Source organism: Achromobacter sp. 01N37 (assembly GCF_056399725.1).
Map to the genome: position 1 here is coordinate 1 of NZ_JBFTRX010000029.1, position 23501 is coordinate 23501.

General features: G+C 61.3%; 19 protein-coding genes and 1 tRNA gene. 16 read left to right on the forward strand and 4 right to left on the reverse strand.

Annotated elements, in window-relative coordinates:
* The 10 genes from AC1DSJ_RS29825 to rpoC all read left to right on the forward strand — a co-directional run.
* A partial coding sequence (locus tag AC1DSJ_RS29825) for an EF-Tu C-terminal domain-related protein (protein ID WP_476757452.1) occupies window positions 1-204 on the forward strand: 204 nt, incomplete at its 5' end.
* A gap of 164 nt (window positions 205-368) precedes the next feature.
* A tRNA-Trp gene (locus tag AC1DSJ_RS29830) sits at window positions 369-444 on the forward strand.
* Between the two features lie 64 nt (window positions 445-508).
* A complete protein-coding gene (gene secE, locus AC1DSJ_RS29835; protein ID WP_054428143.1) occupies window positions 509-889 on the forward strand; it encodes a preprotein translocase subunit SecE in 381 nt (126 codons plus the stop codon).
* Between the two features lie 9 nt (window positions 890-898).
* Window positions 899-1432 (forward strand): transcription termination/antitermination protein NusG, encoded by a 534-nt coding sequence (nusG, locus tag AC1DSJ_RS29840; protein ID WP_006216576.1) that lies wholly within the window; start codon window positions 899-901, stop codon window positions 1430-1432.
* A gap of 62 nt (window positions 1433-1494) precedes the next feature.
* On the forward strand, window positions 1495-1926 hold the full coding sequence (gene rplK, locus AC1DSJ_RS29845; RefSeq protein WP_046806050.1) for a 50S ribosomal protein L11: 432 nt from the start codon (window positions 1495-1497) through the stop codon (window positions 1924-1926).
* Window positions 1927-1928: 2 nt separating this feature from the next.
* Entirely contained in the window at window positions 1929-2630 is a 702-nt protein-coding gene (gene rplA / locus AC1DSJ_RS29850) for a 50S ribosomal protein L1 (RefSeq protein WP_427945217.1), read from the forward strand.
* 274 nt (window positions 2631-2904) lie between these two features.
* Window positions 2905-3429, forward strand: coding sequence for a 50S ribosomal protein L10 (gene rplJ, locus AC1DSJ_RS29855; RefSeq protein WP_054428141.1), 525 nt, complete (start codon window positions 2905-2907; stop codon window positions 3427-3429).
* 82 nt (window positions 3430-3511) lie between these two features.
* Window positions 3512-3892 carry a 50S ribosomal protein L7/L12 gene (gene rplL / locus AC1DSJ_RS29860; RefSeq protein ID WP_006216571.1) on the forward strand — a complete coding sequence of 127 codons (381 nt, stop codon included), beginning with the start codon at window positions 3512-3514 and terminating at the stop codon, window positions 3890-3892.
* Window positions 3893-4053: 161 nt separating this feature from the next.
* Window positions 4054-8166 carry a DNA-directed RNA polymerase subunit beta gene (gene rpoB, locus AC1DSJ_RS29865; RefSeq protein ID WP_054428140.1) on the forward strand — a complete coding sequence of 1371 codons (4113 nt, stop codon included), beginning with the start codon at window positions 4054-4056 and terminating at the stop codon, window positions 8164-8166.
* On the forward strand, window positions 8166-12410 hold the full coding sequence (gene rpoC / locus AC1DSJ_RS29870; protein WP_476760458.1) for a DNA-directed RNA polymerase subunit beta': 4245 nt from the start codon (window positions 8166-8168) through the stop codon (window positions 12408-12410). Before rpoB ends, rpoC begins: the two co-directional genes overlap by 1 nt.
* Window positions 12411-12538: 128 nt before the next feature.
* On the opposite strand, the gene AC1DSJ_RS29875 is transcribed toward rpoC, so the two are convergent.
* Window positions 12539-12931, reverse strand: coding sequence for a TssQ family T6SS-associated lipoprotein (locus tag AC1DSJ_RS29875; RefSeq protein WP_054428138.1), 393 nt, complete (start codon window positions 12929-12931; stop codon window positions 12539-12541).
* Window positions 12932-13086: 155 nt separating this feature from the next.
* On the opposite strand from AC1DSJ_RS29875, the gene AC1DSJ_RS29880 reads away from it, so the two are divergent.
* Entirely contained in the window at window positions 13087-14385 is a 1299-nt protein-coding gene (locus tag AC1DSJ_RS29880) for a serine/threonine-protein kinase (RefSeq protein WP_441372745.1), read from the forward strand.
* 36 nt (window positions 14386-14421) lie between these two features.
* Here the strand turns inward: AC1DSJ_RS29880 and AC1DSJ_RS29885 are convergent, their stop codons facing one another.
* The 3 genes from AC1DSJ_RS29885 to AC1DSJ_RS29895 are packed head-to-tail and all read right to left on the reverse strand — an operon-like array spanning window position 14422 to window position 18628.
* On the reverse strand, window positions 14422-16764 hold the full coding sequence (locus AC1DSJ_RS29885; protein ID WP_441372746.1) for a CHASE2 domain-containing protein: 2343 nt from the start codon (window positions 16762-16764) through the stop codon (window positions 14422-14424).
* A 10-nt stretch (window positions 16765-16774) separates the two neighbouring features.
* Window positions 16775-17884: a FecR domain-containing protein gene (locus tag AC1DSJ_RS29890; RefSeq protein ID WP_441372748.1), complete on the reverse strand. Its 1110-nt coding sequence runs from the start codon at window positions 17882-17884 to the stop codon at window positions 16775-16777.
* 36 nt (window positions 17885-17920) lie between these two features.
* A complete protein-coding gene (locus AC1DSJ_RS29895) occupies window positions 17921-18628 on the reverse strand; it encodes a response regulator transcription factor (protein WP_054428135.1) in 708 nt (235 codons plus the stop codon).
* Window positions 18629-18895: 267 nt separating this feature from the next.
* Here AC1DSJ_RS29895 and AC1DSJ_RS29900 point away from each other — a divergent pair, with 267 nt between their 5' ends.
* From AC1DSJ_RS29900 to AC1DSJ_RS29920, 5 genes are all read left to right on the forward strand, one after another.
* A complete protein-coding gene (locus tag AC1DSJ_RS29900) occupies window positions 18896-19597 on the forward strand; it encodes a response regulator transcription factor (protein WP_054428134.1) in 702 nt (233 codons plus the stop codon).
* Between the two features lie 545 nt (window positions 19598-20142).
* Window positions 20143-20520, forward strand: coding sequence for a 30S ribosomal protein S12 (rpsL, locus tag AC1DSJ_RS29905; RefSeq protein ID WP_476760459.1), 378 nt, complete (start codon window positions 20143-20145; stop codon window positions 20518-20520).
* 166 nt (window positions 20521-20686) lie between these two features.
* Window positions 20687-21157: a 30S ribosomal protein S7 gene (gene rpsG, locus AC1DSJ_RS29910; RefSeq protein WP_050450091.1), complete on the forward strand. Its 471-nt coding sequence runs from the start codon at window positions 20687-20689 to the stop codon at window positions 21155-21157.
* Between the two features lie 18 nt (window positions 21158-21175).
* Window positions 21176-23278 (forward strand): elongation factor G, encoded by a 2103-nt coding sequence (gene fusA / locus AC1DSJ_RS29915; RefSeq protein ID WP_054428133.1) that lies wholly within the window; start codon window positions 21176-21178, stop codon window positions 23276-23278.
* Between the two features lie 75 nt (window positions 23279-23353).
* Window positions 23354-23501, forward strand: a 148-nt coding sequence (locus AC1DSJ_RS29920) for a GTP-binding protein (protein WP_441372500.1), incomplete at its 3' end; no start/stop codon positions are given.

The window sequence follows — 23501 nt, forward strand, 5'->3', positions numbered from 1 at the left end:
CGTCCCCAGTTCTACTTCCGCACGACGGACGTGACGGGCACGATCGAGCTGCCGGCCGACAAGGAAATGGTTCTGCCGGGCGACAACGTGGCCATGACGGTCAAGCTGTTGGCTCCGATCGCCATGGAAGAAGGTCTGCGTTTCGCCATCCGTGAAGGCGGTCGTACCGTCGGCGCCGGCGTCGTCGCCAAGATCCTGAAGTAAGCAATACCCAAGTGGGTAGAGAGGACGAAAAGTCCCTCTACCCATTTTTGCCGTAAAAGTGGTATGATGTTTGGCTCCGTAACCTTTCGCAGTGAACAGCGCTAGAAGCTGATCATGTGAAGGCCCGGAAAGCCAGTGAATGTAGTGCAAGCCAGTAGTGTTTTAGGGGCATAGCTCAATTGGCAGAGCGTCGGTCTCCAAAACCGAAGGTTGTAGGTTCGATTCCTACTGCCCCTGCCACCGCCAGGATAAACCCGCGGGAGATCATCGCGAGTTACGCATTCACGGCGGCTCGCGTCGCAATATGTCTAATACCAGCGTAGAAACCGTAACCAGTACCGCCGACCGGCTCAAGCTCGGGCTGGCGGTTCTCGTCGTTATTGCTGGCATCGTCGGGTTTTCCGTGCTTAGCGCACAGCCGATGCCTGCTCGTATCGGCGTGTTTGTCGGTGGCCTCGTCATCGCAGCCGTCATTGCCTGGTTCAGCGAACCCGGCCGCCGCACCTTGAGCTTTGCCAGCGAGTCCTACAACGAAGTCAAGCGTGTCGCATGGCCCACCCGCAAGGAAACGACCCAGATGACGGGTATCGTTTTTGCGTTCGTGGCTGTCATGGGCATTTTCATGTGGGTGCTCGACAAGGGCATCGAATGGATTCTTTACGGCCTGTTGTTGGGCTGGAAATAAGGACGGCGAATGAGTAAGCGTTGGTATGTCGTCCATGTGTACTCCGGCATGGAAAAGAGCGTTCACAAGGCCCTAGTCGAGCGCATCGAGCGCGCGGCCTTGCAAACCTCTTTTGGCCGAATCCTTGTGCCCTCCGAAGAAGTCGTCGAGGTCAAGGGTGGACAGAAGTCGATCACCGAACGCCGCATTTTCCCCGGTTATGTCCTGGTTGAAATGGACCTGACCGACGAAACGTGGCATTTGGTCAAAAATACGAACCGCGTCACCGGCTTTTTGGGTGGCTCGGGTAACCGTCCGACCCCGATTTCCGAGAAGGAAGTCGAGAAGATCCTCTCCCAGATGGAAGAGGGTGTCGAGAAACCCCGCCCCAAGATTCTGTTCGAAGTGGGCGAGATGGTTCGGGTCAAGGAAGGTCCGTTTGCAGACTTCAACGGCAACGTCGAAGAAGTCAATTACGAAAAGAGCAAGGTGCGCGTGTCGGTCACCATTTTTGGTCGCGCCACACCCGTCGAACTCGATTTCAGCCAGGTCGAAAAGACCTGATTTCAACCCCGGGGAGCCCAGGCCAGTAAGGCCGGGGCGTTATAACCCGCAAGGAGCAAAGCATGGCGAAGAAAATCGTCGGCTTTATCAAGCTGCAAGTACCGGCTGGTAAGGCTAACCCCTCCCCCCCGATTGGCCCGGCACTGGGTCAACGTGGCCTGAACATCATGGAATTCTGCAAGGCGTTCAACGCCAAGACCCAAGGCATGGAGCCTGGTCTGCCGATTCCGGTGGTGATCACCGCTTTCGCGGACAAGAGCTTCACCTTCATCATGAAGACCCCGCCCGCGACGGTCCTCATCAAGAAGGCTGCTGGCGTGCAAAAGGGTTCGCCCAAGCCGCATACCGACAAGGTCGGTACGCTGACGCGCGCTCAAGCTGAAGAAATCGCGAAGGCCAAGGGCCCCGATCTGACCGCCGCTGATCTGGACGCCGCTGTGCGCACGATCGCTGGCAGCGCCCGCAGCATGGGCATCACGGTTGAGGGGATCTAATCATGGCAAAACTGTCCAAGCGCGCCGCCGCTATTGCACAAAAGATCGACCGTACGAAGCTGTACCCGGTCGCTGACGCCCTGACCCTGGTCAAGGAAACGGCTGTCGCCAAGTTCAACGAATCGATCGACGTTGCTGTGCAGCTCGGCATCGACCCGAAGAAGTCGGACCAACTGGTTCGCGGTTCGGTCGTTCTGCCCGCCGGCACCGGCAAGTCGGTCCGCGTGGCCGTGTTCGCCCAAGGCGAAAAGGCTGAAGCTGCCAAGGCTGCTGGCGCCGACATCGTTGGCCTGGACGACCTGGCTGACCAGATCAAGGCCGGTCAAATGGACTTTGACGTGGTCATCGCTTCGCCCGACACGATGCGTGTCGTGGGTGCCCTGGGTCAAATCCTGGGTCCCCGTGGCCTGATGCCGAACCCGAAGGTCGGCACCGTGACCCCGGACGTCGCTACCGCTGTGAAGAACGCTAAGGCCGGTCAGGTTCAGTACCGTACCGACAAGGCTGGCATCATCCACGCAACGATCGGCCGCGCGTCGTTCGAAGTGGCTCAGCTGCAATCCAACCTGGCTGCTCTGGTCGACGCCCTGCAAAAGGCCCGTCCCGCAGCTGCCAAGGGCATTTACCTGCGCAAGCTGGCCGTCTCGTCCACGATGGGCGGCGGTGCTCGCGTTGAAATTGCCTCGCTGTCGGCTTCCAACTAAGCCAACAGCAGTAAACGTACTTTGGGCTGCATCCGGATTCCTCCGGATGTTGCTGTCAAAGACCGCTGGAGCAAGGGTAGTGGAAGGGTTCTCCCTTCTGTACAGAAAGCAGCATCCCCGCTGCCCTGCTTAATCCCGAAGCTCATCTAGTTCGGATCCAGCGTAGACGGCGTCCCCAGGAAGATTTCTTTACAAGAAGAACTCGACCAGGCGCCGCATTCGGTTGACGCGCAAGGCTCAGGCCCCAGGCGTCTTTTGATGGAGTGTTCAAACCGTGAGTCTCAATCGTCAAGAGAAAGCGGTGGTAATCGAGGAAGTCTCGGCTGAAGTCGCCAAGGCCCAATCGATTGTTATCGCTGAGTACCGTGGTCTGGACGTCGCCTCTGTCACCGTACTGCGCAAAACTGCGCGTGAATCGGGCGTGTATCTGCGTGTTCTGAAGAACTCGCTGGCCCGTCGTGCTGTTGCCGGCACGGCTTTCGAGCCGTTGGCTGAGCAACTGACCGGTCCGCTGATCTATGGCATCAGCACTGATCCGGTTTCGGCGGCCAAGGTCATCGCAGGTTTCGCGAAAAGCAACGACAAGCTGGTCATCAAGGCGGGCGCATTGCCCAATAACTTGCTGACCGAAGAGGGTGTGAAGGCCTTGGCCACCATGCCGTCCCGCGAAGAGTTGCTGTCGAAACTGCTTGGCACCATGCAAGCCCCCATCGCGCAATTCGTGCGTACGCTCAACGAAGTTCCGACCAAGTTCGCCCGTGGCCTCGCGGCTGTGCGCGACCAAAAGGCAGCGGCCTAATCGCCCTGCTTGTCCGGAATTCGCTGAACGACGAAGCGACACCCAAACCCTGGCATTACCAAAATATTTGGAGTTCTGAAAAATGGCACTTAACAAAGCTGAAATCCTTGACGCCATCGCTGGCATGACCGTGCTCGAGCTGTCCGAGCTGATCAAGGAAATGGAAGAGAAGTTCGGCGTGTCGGCTGCTGCCGCTGCTGTCGCTGTTGCTGCTCCCGCCGCTGGTGGCGCTGCCGCCGCTGCTGAAGAGCAAACCGAGTTCAACGTCGTCCTGCTGGAAGCCGGCGCGAACAAGGTTAGCGTCATCAAGGCCGTGCGCGAGCTGACCGGTCTGGGTCTGAAGGAAGCCAAGGACCTGGTTGACGGCGCTCCGAAGCCCGTCAAGGAAGCTGTGGCCAAGGCTGACGCCGAAGCCGCCAAGAAGAAGCTGGAAGAAGCTGGCGCCAAGGTCGAAGTCAAGTAAGACCTGCGTCAACTGCCCGGGGACAGCACAGTTTGCAGTCCCCGGGCTTTTGCGTTTCCAGGAAACCCCTACTGGGGTCATGCCCTTTCAGAGGGGTTTCCTGGAGTCGTATCACCTAGGGCCGTGGTTGACGGCCCATGCAACCTCGAGTCGGAGTGCTCATGCCTTACTCGTACACCGAAAAAAAGCGCATCCGCAAAAGCTTCGCCAAGCGTGAAGACGTTCAAAACGTTCCTTTCCTTTTGGCGACACAGCTTCAATCCTACCTAACTTTCCTGCAGGCGGATACCGCCCCGTCCGATCGCGTAGCCGACGGTTTGCAGGCGGCGTTCTCGTCGATTTTCCCGATCGTTAGTCACAACGGTATGGCGCGCTTGGAGTTCGTGAGCTACGTGCTCGGCGAACCGGTGTTCGATGTCAAGGAATGTCAGCAACGTGGTCTGACCTATGCCTCGCCCCTGCGAGCCAAGGTCCGCCTGGTGCTGCTTGACCGCGAAGTCAGCAAGCCGACCGTGAAGGAAGTGAAGGAACAGGAAGTCTACATGGGCGAAATTCCGCTCATGACGGGCACGGGTTCCTTTGTCATCAATGGCACCGAGCGTGTCATCGTGTCGCAGCTGCACCGTTCGCCTGGCGTGTTCTTCGAACACGACCGCGGCAAAACGCACAGCTCCGGCAAGCTCCTGTTCTCGGCCCGCGTGATTCCTTACCGCGGTTCGTGGCTGGACTTCGAATTCGACCCGAAGGACGTCCTGTTCTTCCGCGTCGACCGTCGTCGCAAGATGCCTGTCACGATCCTGTGCAAGGCCATCGGCATGACGCCGGAATCCATCCTGGCCAACTTCTTCGACTTCGATAACTTCGAACTGAAGAGCGAAGGCGCGATGATGGAATTCGTGCCCGAGCGTTGGAAGGGCGAAATGGCCCGCTTCGACATCTCGGATCGCGATGGCAAGGTCATCGTCGAAAAAGACAAGCGCATCAATGCCAAGCATTTGCGCGACCTGGCTGCCGGTGGCATCCAGCGCATCTCCGTGCCGGAAGACTTCCTGTACGGCCGCGTGCTGGCCAAGAACATCGTTGACGAAGATACCGGCGAAGTCATCGCCAACGCCAACGACGAAATCACGGAAAGCGTGCTGGGCGCTCTGCGCGCAGCCAACGTCTACGACATCCAGGCGCTCTACACGAACGATCTGGACCGTGGTCCGTACATTTCGCAAACGCTGCGCACCGATGAAACCGCCGACCAGATGGCCGCGCGTGTTGCCATCTACCGCATGATGCGTCCTGGCGAGCCCCCCACCGAAGAAGCGGTGGAAGCGCTGTTCCAGCGTCTGTTCTATAGCGAAGAGACGTACGACCTGTCGCGCGTTGGCCGCATGAAGGTCAACAGCCGTCTGGGCCGTGGTGAAGACATCACCGGCCCGATGACGCTGACCAACGAAGACATCCTTGAAACCATCAAGGTGCTGGTTGAGCTGCGTAACGGCCGTGGCCAGATCGATGACATCGATCACYTGGGTAATCGTCGCGTGCGTTGCGTSGGCGAACTRGCCGAAAACCAGTTCCGCGCTGGTCTCGTGCGTGTCGAGCGCGCCGTCAAGGAACGTCTGGGCCAAGCCGAGACCGAAAACCTGATGCCGCACGACCTGATCAACTCCAAGCCGATCTCGGCAGCCATCAAGGAGTTCTTCGGTTCGAGCCAGCTGTCGCAGTTCATGGACCAAACCAACCCGCTGTCGGAAATCACGCACAAGCGTCGTGTTTCCGCACTGGGCCCGGGCGGTCTGACCCGCGAGCGCGCCGGTTTTGAAGTCCGTGACGTGCACCCGACCCACTACGGCCGCGTCTGCCCGATCGAAACGCCGGAAGGCCCGAACATCGGTCTGATCAACTCCATGGCGCTGTACGCTCGTTTGAACGAGTACGGCTTCCTGGAAACGCCTTACCGCAAGATTATCGACGGCCGCGTCAGCGAGCAGATCGATTACCTGTCGGCCATCGAAGAAAGCCACTACGTCATCGCGCAGGCTAACGCCGCGCTGGACGAGGAAGGCGCTTTCGTTGACGACCTGGTCGCTTGCCGTGAAGCAGGCGAAACGATGTTGACCTCGCCGGCCAACGTGCACTACATGGACGTTGCCCCGTCGCAGATCGTGTCGGTTGCTGCTTCGCTGATTCCGTTCCTGGAACACGACGACGCGAACCGCGCACTGATGGGCGCCAACATGCAACGTCAGGCCGTGCCTTGCCTGCGTCCGGAAAAGCCGGTCGTGGGTACGGGTATCGAGCGCACCGTGGCCGTTGACTCGGGCACCACCGTGCAGGCACTGCGTGGCGGTTTGGTCGATCACGTTGACGCCGAGCGCGTCGTGATTCGCGTGAACGACGAAGAAAACGTCGCCGGCGAAGTCGGTGTCGATATCTACAACCTGATCAAGTACACGCGTTCCAACCAGAACACGAACATCAACCAGCGTCCTATCGTCAAGCGTGGCGACAAGGTTGCCAAGGGTGACGTGCTGGCCGACGGCGCATCGACCGACCTGGGCGAACTCGCCCTGGGTCAGAACATGCTGATCGCGTTCATGCCGTGGAACGGCTACAACTTCGAAGACTCGATCTTGATCTCCGAAAAGGTTGTGGCTGATGACCGCTACACCTCGGTGCACATCGAGGAACTGACGGTTGTTGCTCGCGACACGAAGCTGGGTCCGGAAGAAATCACGCGCGACATCAGCAACCTGGCTGAGACGCAACTGAACCGTCTGGACGATTCGGGCATCACGTACATTGGCGCCGAAGTCAGCGCCGACGACGTGCTGGTCGGCAAGGTCACGCCGAAGGGCGAAACCCAGCTGACGCCGGAAGAAAAGCTGCTGCGCGCCATCTTCGGTGAAAAGGCGTCCGACGTTAAGGACACCTCGCTGCGCGTGCCTTCGGGCATGACCGGCACCGTGATCGACGTGCAAGTGTTCACGCGTGAAGGCATCGTGCGCGACAAGCGCGCCCAGTCCATCATTGACGATGAATTGCGCCGCTATCGCCAAGACCTGAACGACCAGCTGCGCATCGTTGAAAACGACCAGTTCGACCGTATCGAAAAGATGCTGGTCAACAAGACCGTCAACGGCGGCCCGCGCAAGCTGGCCAAGGGCGCCACGATCACCAAGGCTTACCTGGCTGATCTGGACCGCTGGCAGTGGTTCGACATCCGTCTGGCCGATGAGCCGCACGCTGTCGTGCTGGAGCAAGCCAAGGAATCGCTGGAGCAGAAGCGTCACCAGTTTGATCTGGCCTTCGAAGAGAAGCGCAAGAAGCTGACGCAGGGCGACGAGCTGCCCCCGGGCGTGCTGAAGATGATCAAGGTCTACCTGGCCGTGAAGCGTCGTCTGCAGCCGGGTGACAAGATGGCAGGCCGTCACGGTAACAAGGGTGTGGTCTCGCGCATCACCCCGGTGGAAGACATGCCGCACATGGCTGACGGCACGCCGGCCGACATCGTTCTGAACCCGCTGGGCGTGCCCTCGCGGATGAACGTGGGCCAGGTGCTGGAAGTGCACTTGGGCTGGGCTGCCAAGGGCGTGGGCCACCGCATTGCCGATCTGCTGCGCGACGAGCGCACGGCGCAGGTCAAGAACGTCCGTGCTTACCTGGACAAGGTCTACAACACGACCGGTTCCGGCGCCCGCATCGACGAGCTGACCGACGAAGAAGTCATGGAAATGGCCCAGAACCTCAAGAACGGCGTGCCGTTCGCGACGCCCGTCTTTGACGGCGCGACCGAAGAGGAAATCACCACGATGCTGGAGCTGGCCTATCCGGACGACGTCGCCGAGCGCATGGCACTGACGCCTTCGCGTACGCAGGCATGGCTGTTTGACGGCCGCACGGGCGAGAAATTCGAGCGCCCCGTGACCGTCGGCTACATGCACTACCTGAAGCTGCACCACTTGGTCGACGACAAGATGCACGCGCGTTCGACGGGTCCGTACTCGCTGGTCACGCAGCAGCCGCTGGGTGGTAAGGCGCAGTTCGGTGGTCAGCGTTTCGGGGAAATGGAAGTGTGGGCGCTGGAAGCATACGGCGCCGCGTACACCCTGCAAGAAATGCTGACGGTGAAGTCGGACGACATCACTGGCCGTACGAAGGTATACGAAAACATCGTCAAGGGCGACCACGTCATCGACGCCGGCATGCCGGAATCGTTCAACGTGCTGGTGAAGGAAATCCGCTCGTTGGCCCTGGACATGGATTTGGAGCGTAACTAATGAAAGCGCTACTCGACCTATTTAAGCAAGTCTCGCAAGACGAGCAATTCGATGCCATCAAGATCGGCATCGCCTCGCCCGAGAAGATCCGTTCGTGGTCTTACGGCGAAGTTCGCAAGCCCGAGACCATCAACTACCGCACGTTCAAGCCTGAGCGTGACGGTTTGTTCTGCTCCAAGATCTTTGGCCCGATCAAAGACTACGAGTGCTTGTGCGGCAAGTACAAGCGCTTGAAGCATCGTGGCGTGATCTGCGAAAAGTGCGGCGTTGAAGTTACCGTCGCCAAGGTTCGCCGTGAACGCATGGGCCACATCGAGCTGGCCAGCCCTGTCGCGCACATCTGGTTCCTGAAGAGCCTGCCGTCGCGTCTGGGCATGGTGCTCGACATGACCCTGCGCGACATCGAACGCGTTCTGTACTTCGAAGCCTGGTGCGTGATCGAACCTGGCATGACGCCGCTCAAGCGCGGTCAGATCATGTCGGATGACGATTTCCTCGCCAAGACCGAAGAGTACGGCGACGACTTCCGTGCCCTGATGGGCGCGGAAGCCGTGCGCGAACTGCTGCGCACCATCGACATCGACCGCGAAGTGGAAACGCTGCGCGGCGAACTGAAGGCCACCAGCTCGGAAGCCAAGATCAAGAAGATTTCCAAGCGCCTGAAGGTGCTGGAAGGCTTCCAGAAGTCGGGCATCAAGGCCGAGTGGATGGTCATGGAAGTGCTGCCCGTGCTGCCGCCGGACCTGCGTCCGCTGGTGCCGCTGGACGGCGGCCGCTTCGCGACCTCCGACCTGAACGACCTGTACCGCCGCGTCATCAACCGCAACAACCGCTTGAAGCGCCTGCTGGAGCTCAAGGCGCCGGAAATCATCCTGCGCAACGAAAAGCGGATGCTGCAGGAAGCCGTTGACTCGCTGCTGGACAACGGCCGCCGTGGCAAGGCCATGACGGGCGCCAACAAGCGCCAGCTGAAGTCCTTGGCCGACATGATCAAGGGCAAGAGCGGTCGTTTCCGTCAGAACTTGCTGGGCAAGCGCGTCGACTACTCGGGCCGTTCGGTCATCGTGGTGGGCCCGCAGCTGAAGCTGCACCAGTGCGGTCTGCCCAAGCTGATGGCCCTGGAACTGTTCAAGCCGTTCATCTTCAATCGTCTGGAGATGATGGGCCTGGCCACGACCATCAAGGCTGCCAAGAAGCTGGTGGAAAGCCAGGAACCGGTGGTTTGGGACATCCTGGAAGAAGTCATCCGTGAACACCCGGTCATGCTGAACCGTGCGCCTACGCTGCACCGTTTGGGCATCCAGGCGTTCGAGCCGGTCCTGATCGAAGGCAAGGCCATCCAGCTGCACCCGCTGGTTTGCGCGGCGTTCAACGCCGACTTCGACGGTGACCAGATGGCTGTTCACGTGCCGCTGTCGCTGGAAGCCCAGCTGGAAGCGCGCACGCTGATGCTGGCGTCGAACAACGTGCTGTTCCCGGCCAACGGCGAACCGTCGATCGTGCCGTCCCAAGACATCGTGTTGGGTCTGTACTACACGACGCGTGAGCGCATCAACGGCCGTGGCGAAGGCATCTTCTTCACCGACGTCGCTGAAGTGCAACGCGCCTACGACAACGGCGAAGTCGAGCTGCAATCCCGCGTGACCGTGCGTCTGAAAGAGCACGAGCGCGACGAGGCTGGCGAATGGCAACCGGTTATCCGCCGTCACGAGACGACGGTTGGCCGCGCGCTGCTGTCCGAAATTCTGCCGAAGGGCCTGCCCTTCACGGTGCTGAACAAGGCACTGAAGAAGAAGGAAATCTCGCGCCTGATCAACCAGTCGTTCCGCCGTTGCGGCCTGCGCGACACGGTGATCTTCGCCGACAAGCTGATGCAGTCCGGCTTCAAGCTGGCCACGCGCGGCGGTATCTCGATCGCCATGGGCGACATGCTGATCCCGACCGCCAAGGAAGGCATCCTGGCTGAAGCCAGCCGCGAAGTGAAGGAAATCGACAAGCAGTACTCGTCGGGTCTGGTCACGTCCCAAGAGCGCTACAACAACGTTGTGGACATCTGGGGCAAGGCTGGCGACAAGGTCGGCAAGGCGATGATGGAACAACTGGCTACCGAGCCGGTTGTGAACCGTCACGGCGAAGAAGTTCGCCAGGAATCGTTCAACTCAATCTACATGATGGCTGACTCGGGCGCCCGCGGTTCGGCCGCCCAGATCCGCCAGCTGGCCGGTATGCGCGGCTTGATGGCCAAGCCGGACGGCTCGATTATCGAAACGCCCATTACCGCGAACTTCCGTGAAGGTCTGAACGTGCTTCAGTACTTCATCTCGACTCACGGCGCGCGTAAGGGTCTGGCTGATACGGCACTGAAGACCGCAAACTCGGGTTACCTGACTCGTCGTCTGGTCGACGTGACGCAAGACTTGGTGATTACCGAGGACGATTGCGGTACGTCGCTGGGCTACAACATGAAGGCCCTGGTGGAAGGTGGTGAAGTCATCGAACCGCTGCGCGACCGCATCCTGGGTCGTGTTGCCGCCGTGGACATCATCAATCCGGACACGCAGGAAACGGCCATCGTCGCCGGCACCCTGCTGGACGAAGATCTGGTCGACACCATCGACCGCATCGGCGTGGACGAAGTCAAGGTCCGCACCCCGCTGACGTGCGAAACGCGTCACGGTCTGTGCGCACACTGCTACGGCCGCGATCTGGGTCGCGGTTCGCCGGTCAACCAGGGCGAAGCAGTTGGCGTTATCGCTGCTCAGTCCATCGGTGAACCGGGCACGCAGCTCACGATGCGTACGTTCCACATCGGTGGCGCGGCGTCGCGTTCGGCCCTGGCCAGCGCGGTGGAAACCAAGTCCAGCGGTCTGGTCGGTTTTGCCAGCACGATGCGCTATGTCACGAACGCCAAGGGCGAACGTGTGGCGATTTCGCGCTCGGGCGAACTGGCGATCTTCGACGACAACGGCCGCGAACGCGAACGCCACAAGATCCCGTACGGCGCGACCGTGCTGGTGGGCGATGGCGAAGCCGTGAAGGCTGGCGCACGTCTGGCGACGTGGGACCCGCTGACCCGTCCGATCGTGTCGGAATACGGTGGCGCCGTCCGCTTCGAGAACATCGAAGAAGGCGTGACCGTTGCCAAGCAGGTGGACGAAGTCACCGGCCTGTCGACGCTCGTCGTCATCACGCCGAAGACCCGTGGCGGCAAGATCGTCATGCGTCCGCAGATCAAGCTGGTCAACGAGAACGGCGAAGACGTCAAGATCGCCGGCACCGATCACTCGGTGAACATCTCGTTCCCGGTGGGCGCGCTGATTACCGTGCGCGACGGCCAGCAGGTTGCCGTGGGTGAAGTTCTGGCGCGTATTCCGCAAGAATCGCAAAAGACCCGCGACATTACCGGCGGTCTGCCGCGTGTGGCCGAACTGTTCGAAGCCCGTTCGCCGAAGGACGCCGGCATGCTCGCCGACGTCACCGGTACGGTCTCGTTCGGTAAGGACACGAAGGGCAAGCAGCGTCTGGTCATCACCGACCTGGAAGGCGTGAGCCACGAGTTCCTGATYMCSAAGGAAAAGCARGTYCTGGTGCACGAYGGCCARGTGGTGAACAAGGGCGAAATGATYGTGGACGGCCCGGCCGATCCCCACGACATTCTGCGCCTGCAAGGCATCGAGAAGCTGGCGACGTACATCGTCGACGAAGTGCAGGACGTGTACCGTCTGCAGGGCGTGAAGATCAACGACAAGCACATCGAAGTGATTGTTCGTCAGATGCTGCGCCGTGTGAACATCGTTGATGCTGGCGATACCGAGTTCATCCCGGGCGAGCAAGTCGAGCGCTCTGAACTGCTGAACGCCAACGACCGTATGACTGCCGAAGAGCGTATCCCGGCTACGTACGACAACGTGCTGCTGGGTATCACGAAGGCCTCGCTGTCGACCGACTCGTTCATCTCGGCCGCATCGTTCCAGGAAACCACTCGTGTCCTGACCGAAGCCGCCATCATGGGCAAGCGCGACGACCTGCGTGGCTTGAAGGAAAACGTCATCGTCGGCCGCCTCATCCCGGCGGGTACCGGCCTGGCTTACCACCATGCACGCCGCGACAAGGAAGAGCTGGAGGCAGCGGAACGCGAAGCCGCTCGCCAGCAGGCCAACCCGTTCGAAGACGCACCGGTTACGGTGGGTGCGGACGAGCAAGCCCCGGCTGCCGACCTTGGCACCGAGGACTCCGCCGAATAAGCGGAATTCCGGACCCTTACCGATCCCCGCGCGCCGTACCGGCGTGGGGACGGTAAACAAAAAGGCCGCTGATGCGAATCAGCGGCCTTTTTTTTGCCCGATTTTTGGGCGAGTGTCGCGCGCGTGGACTACTTCGCGGTTTGCGCCCGGGCGCGCTGAAAGGCGGGGCCCCAGGACGGATGGCCCGCTTCGTTCGGCGCAAGTTCAAATGAGGAGTCCAACGTCAGAATGCGCACGAAGCTGTCTTCGCACAACTGCGCGTAGCGGGTGACGCAATAGCTGAACGCTTGCAGCTTGTACGCTTCGATACGCACCGCTTTGGTGGACGTTGCCAAGGTGTCCGAGGTGGCGACAGTGCGAATGACCTCGCCGTAACGCCCGGCGCCGTAGGTGTCGCGGACTTGTTGCAATTGCGCCAATGCTTCGGGCGTGGCGGGGGTTTCCGGTTGCTGTTGGACGCCGGCGCAGCCCGCCAGGACCATCGACGCGCCGAGCAGACTGCTCAGAAGGCGAATTTTCATAGCTTATTAGGGGAAATAGGGGGGTGGGCGATGCGCTATCGTGCCACAGCCTGATGCGCTCGGACATTTTCGGCAATGTCCTGGTGTTGCGGATTGGATAATATTCAACCTATTCAACCTTTGCACGATTTTCGCGCATGAGCGCAATTCCGATCATGTCCTCCCCCACCGGCCTGCTGACGCCGCGTGGCCCCTTCTCAGGAGCCGCGCCGTTAGCGCTGCGTCCATTGAGCGCGATCGCCGCCAGCACGGCGGGCGGCGTGCCGGAAACGCGCATCAAGCGGCTGCTGTCCGATTTGCTGCCGTCGCTGATCGCCTTGCATGCACAGGGTGAGATCTGTGGGGATATTTCGCTGGATACGGTGGGTATGGATGAGGGCGCTCGCGCCCACCTGCTGCCCGAGCTGGTCGTTGCGCGGTCGCGGCGCTCCAGCCGCAGCCCGACGCCCGGTTTCGCGCCGTTCGAGCTGTATACCGATTCCATTGATTGGCCGCGCGGCCCCTGGAGTGACATCTACGCGCTGTGCGCCGTGATGCACGCACTGGTGACCGGGCACCGCCCGCCGCCCGCGCCCGAACGCCGCGCCACCGATACCTACGAGCCCTTAACATCGCTGGGCTTGTCCAAGTACAGCCCGGAGTTCTTGCGCGTCATCGATGCGGGCCTGGTCATGACGCCGGCCGACCGGCCGCAAACGCTGGCCGAACTGGCTGCCTTGTTGGGCGTTGCCGCCTATATCGAGCCTGCACCCACCGAAGCGGATAATGCCGCTGGCGGCGCCTATGCCGCCCCGGCCGCCTCTGCACCGGTACGCAGACCCGTTCGACGAAGTCGTCCCCTGTTGGCGCTACTGGGCTTGGTGGCGTTGATCGGCATCGGCACGTATGGGTGGTTTCAGTGGGGTGTGCATACGCCCAACGCACTGATCACCCGATCTGAGGTCGTGACGCCAAATCCACCGGCGGACCATCCTCTTGCGCCACCCGCCGTCACGACGCCACCGCCTGCTGCGCCGCCTGTCGTTGCCGCGACCTCGTCGTTGCCAACCGCGCAGTGGCAACCTCCGGCGTCACCTGCGGCGCAGGGTGAGTCTTCGTCGTCGACGCAGTTGGCGGCGCAAAATGGCCTTGGCGCGTCTGCCGACCCGTCGGCGTTGCGCAGCGAGCCGGCAGCGCCTGCCGTGCAAGAGCCCGCGATTCCCGTCGCGCCCACGGAGGAAGTCGCCAAACCCAAACCCTTGGCTGTGCCGGTCACGGTGCGGTTGGACATTCGCCCTTGGGGTGAGGTCTGGGTAAACGGCATTGCGCGCGGCATCAGCCCGCCCGTCAAGGAATTGCGGCTGATCCCGGGCAAGTACCAGGTGGTGCTGCGCAACGCGGATTTGCCGCCGTATCGAGGCACGCTGGAGATCAAGGCGGGCAAGCCCGCGGTGATCTCTCACGTCTTCCAGTAGGCATCCAAAGCGAAGCAAGGATAGGCAGGCGCGGCGTCAGCCCGCTTGCGCGGCTTCCTGCGGGTCTTGCGATTCCGGCGCGATGGGCAGGCACAAGGTGAAGACCGAGCCCGCGCCTAGTTCACTTTGCACTTCCACTGATCCGCCATGGCGTTCGGCCACCGTGCGCACAAACGCCAGGCCGAGCCCCGCCCCGCCCACGTCGCCCTTGGTTTCAACCGCGACTCGGGCGAAGGGCTCGAACAACTGCGCCAGATCGGCATCGGCAATACCCTGACCCTGGTCTCGGATGCTGACGCACCAGAAGCCGGCCGCGTCCTCGATGCCGCATTCGATACGCGTGTGTGCGGGGCTGTATTTGATGGCGTTGTCGATCAGGTTGCACAACGCGCGCATCAGCAAGGTCTGATCTCCGCGCGAGTAAGCCGCGGGCAGCGGCATCCGCAAGCCGAGCGTGATATCGCGCTTGTGGGCCGACGCCCAGAATTCGTCCACACCGTCTTGCAGCAGGCTGCCCAGATCCAGCTCGACCGCGCTGATCGTCATGGATTCCGCGCGCGTCAAATGCACGAAGTCATCGACCAGATGCAGCGTGCGGTTGGCCAGCATGGCAATGCGCGACAGCGTCTCGCTCTGGCCATCCGGCGCGCCGCTTTCCTGCTTCATTTCCACCAGCGCAAGAATGGAGCTTTGCGGCGCGCGCATGTCGTGCGAGATGAAGCGCAGGGTCTCTTCGCGCTGGCGCTCGGCTTGCCGGATGCGGGAGATATCGGTCAGGGTCGCGACGGTGCCTGCGAACCGGCCTTCGGCGGTATGGATGGGGGCGCACTTCAGGATCAGGTCGCGGCCCGCGTAGTCACGCACTTCCAGGTCAGCGGTCCAGGGAGACGAGTCCTCCGTCGAACGCTGGCCATTTAGTGCTTCGGCCACGCGCTGCCGCGTCAGGTCGTCAGAGATGGTTTTTTCCAGCAAATGGGTGGCCGGGTGGCCGACGCGCGGCGGCCGCATGCCCAGGCGCTGGAAATACATCACCGCGGCCTGGTTGCGGAATTGCATGCGGCCGTCTTGATCGAAGACGAGCGTGGCGTCGGGCATGCCGTCCAATCCATCGGCCAGGAAGCGGCGCAGGTTGCGTACGCGTTCCAGCGCACGCTGCAATTCGCCGACCCGGCTTTCCAGCGATGCGCTCGGCCCGGTTTGCTGTGCGCGTGCTTCGTTCAGCACCGGCGGATATTCCCGTTGAAGGCGCCGCAGTTCGTGATCCATGTAGCGCAGCGCGGCCTCTTGGCTACGCCAGCTCCAAAGCGGGTAGCAGAGGGCGACTCCCACTAAGGCCGAGGTCGGCGCAAACCACAAATAGGCGTAAGCCAGCAGCAGCCACGACACGAGCAGGATGCAGGCAAACAGCGCAATGCTGACAAGCAGCGCGCGCTTGGGCGACAAGCGCCACAGCGCCAGGCAGGCCAGCAGCACGGGCAGGGCGGAGAACAGCGCGTTCCAAGGCGCGGCGGGGCGCTGGTATGAAATGTCGTCGCGCGCCGCTTGCAACAGGTTGGCGATGATCTCCACACCGGACATGCCGCTGAGATCATGCGATACCGGCGTCGGGTAGGCATCGCCCAGTCCCGTCGCCCAGGCGCCGACCAGCACGTATTTGCCCCGCAGCTCGTCGGGCGAGACCTCGCCGCGCAGCACCGACAGATACGAAACCGTGCGCATGTGCGCGGTGGACCCGGAGTAGGGTATGAGGATGGTGCCGTCGGGGCCTGCTCGTTGCAGCAGCCGTTGCGCTTGTTCGCTCTGGCCGCCGACCTCCAGCATGGAGATAGCCAGATGATATTGGCGGTCACTGGCGTAGTGCGTCATCAGCGTGGCTTCGCGGACGACGCCATCCGGGTCGATTCGCGCATTGATGAAGCCGCTGCCCGCCGCGGCATTGGCCAGGCCGGGGATGGGCGCACCGATCGCCGAGGGATGATTGAGCCGGTCCAGCACGATCGGCAAAACGGTTTTCCCGTTGCGCCGGATGCTATTGGCAAGGATCAGGTCGTCGTTGGGATTGACCGTATCGCTTTCCGCGAAGATCAGGTCCAGCCCAACCGCGCGGGCGCCTTGCAGCCGGTCCAGTATCGCTGCGTGGATGGCGCGGCGCCACGGCCACCGTCCCAGCGTGTCGATACTGGTGTCGTCGATGGCGACGATCAGAATGTCGGGGTCGGCGGGGCGCCCGGTCAGGGTCACGGCGCGATCGTAAAGAATCTGATCGACCCGGCCCAGTCCATTGAACGAGCCCAGCACGGCCGCCAGCACTGCCAGCATCACCGTCAGCCACAGCCCTGAGCGCGAGGTCCGGTCAAGGGCGTCGGTGGCGTCGGCCATGAGGCGGTCTCTAGTACTCGGTCAACGTAATGAGTCCGCCCGTGCCGCTGGCGACTGCCAGGCCGAATGAGGTCATCAGCTGGTTCGCGCCCTCAAACGTGGCGACGGCGTCCTGGCCGCTCAAGCCCAGGTCGTCGATGGCGCGCACCGACACGTAGTAGGTGCCGGGGCCGGGGGCGGTGAAGCGGATGGCATTCGTGGGAAAACTCACGGACGAAACGGGCAGGGCGCCCTCGGCGTCGCGCGATACACGCACCACATAACTTTGCGCACCAGCAACGGGGGCGAAGGCGCTGGTCCATGCGCCGCCGCCCGAGCGTTCGGGCGTGCCCAGTTGCGGCGCGGCCAGCAGCTCGCGCACGCCTGCCACGCTGCCGTCATTGTGGACCGCTGCGCCATAGCCGCGCGCGACGGCAACCGGTTTGGCGGGGGCGGTGCCTGGCGCGTGAGCCTGCAGGCGCACACTGCCTTCCAGCACTTCGCTATGCACGCCGCCCGCACCGCTTTGCACACGGAAGCGGGTGCCGCGCACGCCGGTCACCGCGACCGGTGTGCGCACTTCAAAGCGGCCCACGCCTTGCCCGGTGGGCGCGACCGTGGATTCAACGCTGCCGCGTTGCACGTGAATGACGGAGTCGGTCAGCTCGGTGCCTTCAAACTGGCGCAGGCGCGTCAATTCGACGGAGCCGCCGGCGGGCAGGGTGAGCTTCGATCCGTCGGCCAATTCCAGCGTCACAAAGCCGTTGTGCGACGTCACCACGGTGCTGCCTTCGGCCAGGTTCGCGCCCGCTTGCAAGGCCTTTCCATCGGTGTTGGCCTGGCCGCTGACGTGAACCACGCGCGCCTGCGCGGCGCGTTCGGGAATCATCGACAGCGGGATGCGCAGTTCCAGCCCGATCGGCAAGCGTTCCGGCGTAACCACCTTGTTCAACGTTTGCAATGACGCCCAGTTGGCCTGGTTGCGCGTGTACTGCGTGGCCAGGTTGATCAGCGTGTCGCCTTGGCGGACGCGATAGATGAAGTCTTCACCCAGTGCGCCAGCGGGCTGGCTGAGCGCGGGCACGGAAAGCAGTGCGCAAGACAGCAGGACAGGCAAAGAAAGCGCGCGACAGCGGCTCATAACGATCGGTTCTCCAGAGGGGGGCGCGCGTCGTGTTCAGGACGGGCTGTCTTCGGTGGCGCTGATCAGCTCAAGCCGATATCCAAGGGCATAGGACGAACTCAGGCGCACGCCGTTTTCGGGACGCAGTTGCAGCTTCTGGCGAATGTTCGACAAGTGCGTATCCAGCGTGCGGGAGGTAGCGGGAATTTCCCGGTTCCACACGCATTCGGCCAACACATCGCGCGACATCAAGCGGCCCAGATTGCGGAAGAACAGCAGCGCCAGTTCGAATTCTTTTGGCGCGAGCGTGACCGCATTTCCATCAAGCGAGATCGTGCGTGCCGCAGGTTCGATGCGGTAGCGCGCAATGTCGAAGGCATCGTTGGCCGGTTCGGCGATCTGGCTGCGGCGCAGCAGCGCCGCGACGCGCGCCAGCAACTCCAGGGGGCGCAGCGGCTTGACGATGTAGTCGTCGGCGCCAGCGCGCAGGCCTTCCACCAGATCGTCCTCGCTTGCGCGATTGGTCAGAAAGATCACGGGAATGCGGGGCCCGATATTGGCGCGCAACCAGCGCACCACATCGTCGCCATCAATATCGGGCAGATGCCAGTCCAGCAGCACGAGATCGAAGCTCTCAGTGCGCAACGCGGCCAGCAGGTCACGGCTCTGGTGATAACTGGTGCAGGTGTATCCCGCGGCGGTCAGCACTTGCTGGATGCGCCGGGCTTGATCAAGGTCGTCTTCCAGCGACGCGATTTTCATCAGACGTGTTCTCGCGAAGGCTTGCTACGCAAGCGCGCCCTGTGGCGCCCTACTGCAAGAGGGGTGAGCGAAATTGTGTAAACGAATGATAACTCGCAGAAAGGCAACGCTGGCAACGTTATGGCAAGAACTGTCAAACATTGCAAAGTTAACGAATCTTGACTGGAGTTGTTGCGTAACAACGCGCCACACTGTCTCAACTGTCCTGCCCGCTGATGTCACAAATTGGCGACGCGGTGCAGTTTCGGGTTAGAGGTGGAAATAGCTATGAATCAATTGCGCATACTTATGATGTCGCCGGACGAAGTGGTTCGAAACGCCGCTGTGTCCGCCCTGTTGCAAGCAGGGATCTCCGCTCGGGGCTGTTCGACATCGCTGGAGCTGTTCGGATTGCTCAATAGCGGCACCTACGATGCCGTGGTCCTGGATGTGGGGACGTTGGGCGAAATTGGTTATGCGCTGGTCGCGCGGCTGCACGGCTCGTCCTCTATGGGAATTGTGGTGACGGGCCGCTCCATGACCGTGGACAGCCGTCTGCGTTGCCTGCAAAGCGGCGCGGACGCTTGTTTGACTGAACCGCAGGACCCGCGTGAATTGGCGTGCATTCTGCTGGCCCTGGCGCGGCGCCTGCCCGCCGGCCAGGACGCGCCGATTCCCGAAGAAGCCATCAGTGGCCAATGGGAATTGCGGGATCAGGGCTGGACGCTCGTCGCGCCGTCGGGAGCGACCATCTCACTGTCGGCCAATGAACGGCTGATCGTGCGTTCCCTGCTGGAAGTGGCCGGACGCGCCGTCGGGCGTTCGGAATTGGGCGACGAACTGCGGGTGGAGGGGGGCGGCGTGCGCTCCAGCGGTTCGCGCAGCATTGATGTGATCGTCAGCCGCCTGCGCCGCAAGGCCGAACTGGCGGGCGTGATGTTGCCGATCCGCACGGTGTACGGCAGCGGTTACTTATTCGCTGACCAATAGCCGGGCCGCGCGCGTAAAATTCCGCGGGTGCGCCTCCAGCACGCCTTGCGCAATCCGCCAGGGATTACCCGGGCCGGCGCCCTGAATGCCGCCTTGGCAGGTTTCCGGATCTGCACGGATACGTGGCCCCATTTTTCACGACCCGCGCCTAATTGCCCGCTTTCTGCCGGCAACGCGCGGCGTCGTGGGGCTTACAAATTTCTTTGACAGTGCGCCCAGATCTCAGTTATGCTAAAGGGCTTACTGCTTTATTTCGCGCGCAAAATCTGTACGCTAAAAGGTAAACAGTTCAAGACCTGTCCAGGGCCTGGAACCAAGGTGCGTCACGAGCCTTTGTTTTTGGGTCCATCTTTCCCGATATGTCCTGACTGCCCCGGCCGCATCCAGTTTTGTGCGTTTGTCATAGTTTGTTGGCAAGCCCGCTCTTTTACGTATATGAACGTTTGAGGCGGTTTTGCGCGAACTGCCTTCTCCGAAAGATCACTGCTTGAGGAGACGAGTACGTAAGTACTTACCAGTGGTACGTAAAAGGGATTTCAAAGGTCATGCCTACCATTAGCCAACTCGTGCGCAAGCCGCGCGAAGTCAGCATCATCAAAAGCAAGAGCCCCGCGCTCGAAAACTGCCCGCAACGCCGCGGCGTGTGCACTCGCGTGTACACCACCACCCCCAAGAAGCCGAACTCCGCTCTGCGTAAGGTYGCCAARGTSCGTCTGRCCAACGGYTACGAAGYCRTTTSSTACATCSSCGGYGAAGGCCACAACCTGCAAGAGCACTCGGTGGTTCTGGTGCGTGGCGGTCGTGTGAAGGACTTGCCCGGTGTGCGTTATCACATCGTGCGCGGTTCCCTCGACCTGCAAGGCGTCAAGGATCGTAAGCAAGCCCGCTCGAAGTACGGCGCCAAGCGCCCGAAGAAGGCTTAATAACGAGTCAGCAGTACCCCCGCGTGGCGGAAGTCCGTCACTAGGGAAGTGCGACCGCGCCCTCCGTTTTCTGGGATGGAGCGCGGCACGTAAGGGGTCGTCCCAATGGGCGGCCATGGCCGTGTAATGAAACACGGTTCAACTGAACAGACACAAGGAAGCAACAATGCCCCGTCGTCGCGAAGTACCCAAGCGCGAGATTCTGCCCGATCCCAAGTTCGGCAGCGTCGAACTCGCCAAGTTCATGAACGTCGTCATGCTGGACGGCAAGAAGGCCGTCGCCGAGCGCATCGTTTACGGCGCCCTCGAGCAAGTGCAAACCAAGACCGGCAAAGAGCCGATCGAAGTTTTCAGCCTGGCGATCAACAACATCAAGCCGATCGTCGAAGTCAAGAGCCGCCGCGTTGGCGGTGCCAACTACCAAGTGCCGGTTGAAGTGCGCCCCGTGCGCCGCCTGGCCCTGGCTATGCGTTGGCTCCGTGAAGCCGCTAAGAAGCGTGGCGAAAAGTCGATGGATCTGCGTCTTGCTGGCGAACTGATCGACGCCGCTGAAGGTCGTGGCGCCGCGATGAAGAAGCGCGAAGACACGCACAAGATGGCAGAGGCCAACAAGGCCTTCAGCCATTTCCGCTGGTAATTTAAGGACTAATCCACCATGGCCCGCAAAACCCCGATCGAGCGCTATCGCAACATTGGTATCTCTGCGCACATCGATGCAGGGAAAACCACCACGACCGAACGTATCCTGTTCTACACCGGCGTCAATCACAAGATTGGCGAAGTGCATGATGGCGCAGCCACCATGGACTGGATGGAACAAGAGCAAGAGCGTGGCATCACCATTACGTCGGCAGCTACGACGGCGTTTTGGCGTGGCATGGCGAAGAACTATCCCGAACACCGCATCAACATCATCGACACCCCGGGTCACGTGGACTTCACCATTGAGGTGGAACGTTCCATGCGCGTCCTGGACGGTGCTTGCATGGTTTACTGCGCGGTGGGTGGTGTTCAGCCCCAGTCCGAAACCGTGTGGCGCCAAGCCAACAAGTACGGCGTGCCGCGTCTGGCCTTCGTCAACAAGATGGACCGCACCGGCGCCAACTTCTTCAAGGTCTATGACCAGCTGAAGAACCGCCTGCGCGCCAATCCCGTGCCGATCGTGATCCCGATCGGTGCCGAAGACACGTTCCAAGGCGTGGTCGACCTGGTCAAGATGAAGGCGATCATTTGGGACGAAGCCAGCCAAGGCATCAAGTTCGACTACCACGAGATTCCCGCTGAGCTGGAAGGTCTGGCCAACGAATGGCGTGAGAAGCTGGTTGAAGCCGCCGCTGAGTCGTCGGAAGAGCTGATGAACAAGTACCTGGAAACGGGTTCCTTGGACGAAGCCGAAATCAACCTGGCCATCCGTCAACGCACCATCGCTGGCGAAATCCAGCCGATGCTGTGCGGCACCGCCTTCAAGAACAAGGGCGTGCAGCGCATGCTGGACGCGGTCATCGACTACCTGCCTTCGCCCGTGGACATTCCCGCGGTTGATGGCCAGGACGACGATGGCAATCCCGTCACGCGTGAAGCCAACGACGACGAGAAGTTCTCGGCGCTGGCATTCAAGCTGATGAGCGATCCGTTCGTGGGTCAATTGACCTTCGTGCGCGTTTACTCGGGCGTTCTGAAGTCGGGCGATACGGTCTACAACCCCATCAAGGGCAAGAAGGAACGTATCGGCCGCATTCTGCAGATGCACGCGAACAACCGCGAAGAAATCAAGGAAGTGTTGGCAGGCGACATCGCCGCTGTGGTGGGTCTGAAAGACGTGACCACCGGCGAAACGCTGTGCGACATCGACTCCCACATCTTGCTCGAACGCATGATTTTCCCCGAGCCCGTGATTTCGCAGGCCGTGGAACCGAAGTCGAAGGCTGACCAGGAAAAGATGGGTCTGGCGCTGTCGCGTCTGGCTCAGGAAGATCCGTCGTTCCGCGTGCGCAGCGACGAAGAATCCGGCCAAACCATCATTTCCGGTATGGGCGAGCTTCACCTGGAAATTCTGGTCGACCGCATGAAGCGTGAGTTCGGCGTTGAAGCCAACGTCGGCAAGCCGCAAGTGGCCTACCGTGAAACCATCCGCAAGACCTGCGAAGAAGTTGAAGGCAAGTTCGTCAAGCAGTCGGGCGGCCGTGGCCAGTACGGTCACGTGGTGCTGAAGGTCGAGCCGTTGGCTCCTGGCGGTGGCTACGAATTCGTGGACGCCATCAAGGGCGGTGTGGTTCCTCGCGAATACATCCCCGCGGTGGACAAGGGCATCCAGGAAACGCTGCCTTCGGGCGTGTTGGCTGGCTACCCGATCGTCGACGTCAAATGCACGCTGTTCTTCGGTTCGTACCACGATGTGGACTCGAACGAAAACGCGTTCAAGATGGCCGGCTCCATGGCATTCAAGGAAGGTCTGCGCAAGGCCAGCCCCGTGCTGCTGGAACCGATGATGGCCGTTGAAGTCGAAACGCCGGAAGACTACGCTGGTACCGTGATGGGCGATCTGTCCTCGCGTCGCGGCATGGTCCAAGGTATGGATGACATGGTTGGTGGCGGCAAGACCATCAAGGCTGAAGTGCCCCTGGCCGAGATGTTCGGTTACGCCACGAACCTGCGTTCGCTGACGCAAGGTCGTGCCACGTACACGATGGAATTCAAGCATTACTCCGAGGCCCCCAAGAACGTCGCTGACGAAGTCATCGCCGCTCGGGCCAAGTAAATAACCCTAGCCAGGTCCGCTCATCCGGGCGGCCTGGCAGATTCAAGTTTCCTTGAAAGTTAAAGGATAGAGATCATGGCAAAAGGCAAGTTTGAACGTACCAAGCCGCACGTGAACGTGGGTACGATTGGTCACGTTGACCACGGCAAAACGACGTTGACGGCAGCTATCACGACCGTTCTGTCGAACAAGTTCGGTGGCGAAGCCAAGGGCTACGACCAGA

Excerpts from the sequence above, each read along its gene's own strand:
- AC1DSJ_RS29895 (WP_054428135.1), bottom strand. The coding sequence starts at position 18,628 with ATGAAAATCGCGTCGCTGGAAGACGACCTTGATCAAGCCCGGCGCATC.
- AC1DSJ_RS29885 (WP_441372746.1), bottom strand. The coding sequence starts at position 16,764 with ATGGCCGACGCCACCGACGCCCTTGACCGGACCTCGCGCTCAGGGCTG.
- rplA (WP_427945217.1), top strand. The coding sequence starts at position 1,929 with ATGGCAAAACTGTCCAAGCGCGCCGCCGCTATTGCACAAAAGATCGAC.
- nusG (WP_006216576.1), top strand. The coding sequence starts at position 899 with ATGAGTAAGCGTTGGTATGTCGTCCATGTGTACTCCGGCATGGAAAAG.
- AC1DSJ_RS29890 (WP_441372748.1), bottom strand. The coding sequence starts at position 17,884 with ATGAGCCGCTGTCGCGCGCTTTCTTTGCCTGTCCTGCTGTCTTGCGCA.
- AC1DSJ_RS29875 (WP_054428138.1), bottom strand. The coding sequence starts at position 12,931 with ATGAAAATTCGCCTTCTGAGCAGTCTGCTCGGCGCGTCGATGGTCCTG.
- secE (WP_054428143.1), top strand. The coding sequence starts at position 509 with ATGTCTAATACCAGCGTAGAAACCGTAACCAGTACCGCCGACCGGCTC.
- rplL (WP_006216571.1), top strand. The coding sequence starts at position 3,512 with ATGGCACTTAACAAAGCTGAAATCCTTGACGCCATCGCTGGCATGACC.
- rpsG (WP_050450091.1), top strand. The coding sequence starts at position 20,687 with ATGCCCCGTCGTCGCGAAGTACCCAAGCGCGAGATTCTGCCCGATCCC.
- fusA (WP_054428133.1), top strand. The coding sequence starts at position 21,176 with ATGGCCCGCAAAACCCCGATCGAGCGCTATCGCAACATTGGTATCTCT.
- AC1DSJ_RS29900 (WP_054428134.1), top strand. The coding sequence starts at position 18,896 with ATGAATCAATTGCGCATACTTATGATGTCGCCGGACGAAGTGGTTCGA.
- AC1DSJ_RS29880 (WP_441372745.1), top strand. The coding sequence starts at position 13,087 with ATGTCCTCCCCCACCGGCCTGCTGACGCCGCGTGGCCCCTTCTCAGGA.
- rplK (WP_046806050.1), top strand. The coding sequence starts at position 1,495 with ATGGCGAAGAAAATCGTCGGCTTTATCAAGCTGCAAGTACCGGCTGGT.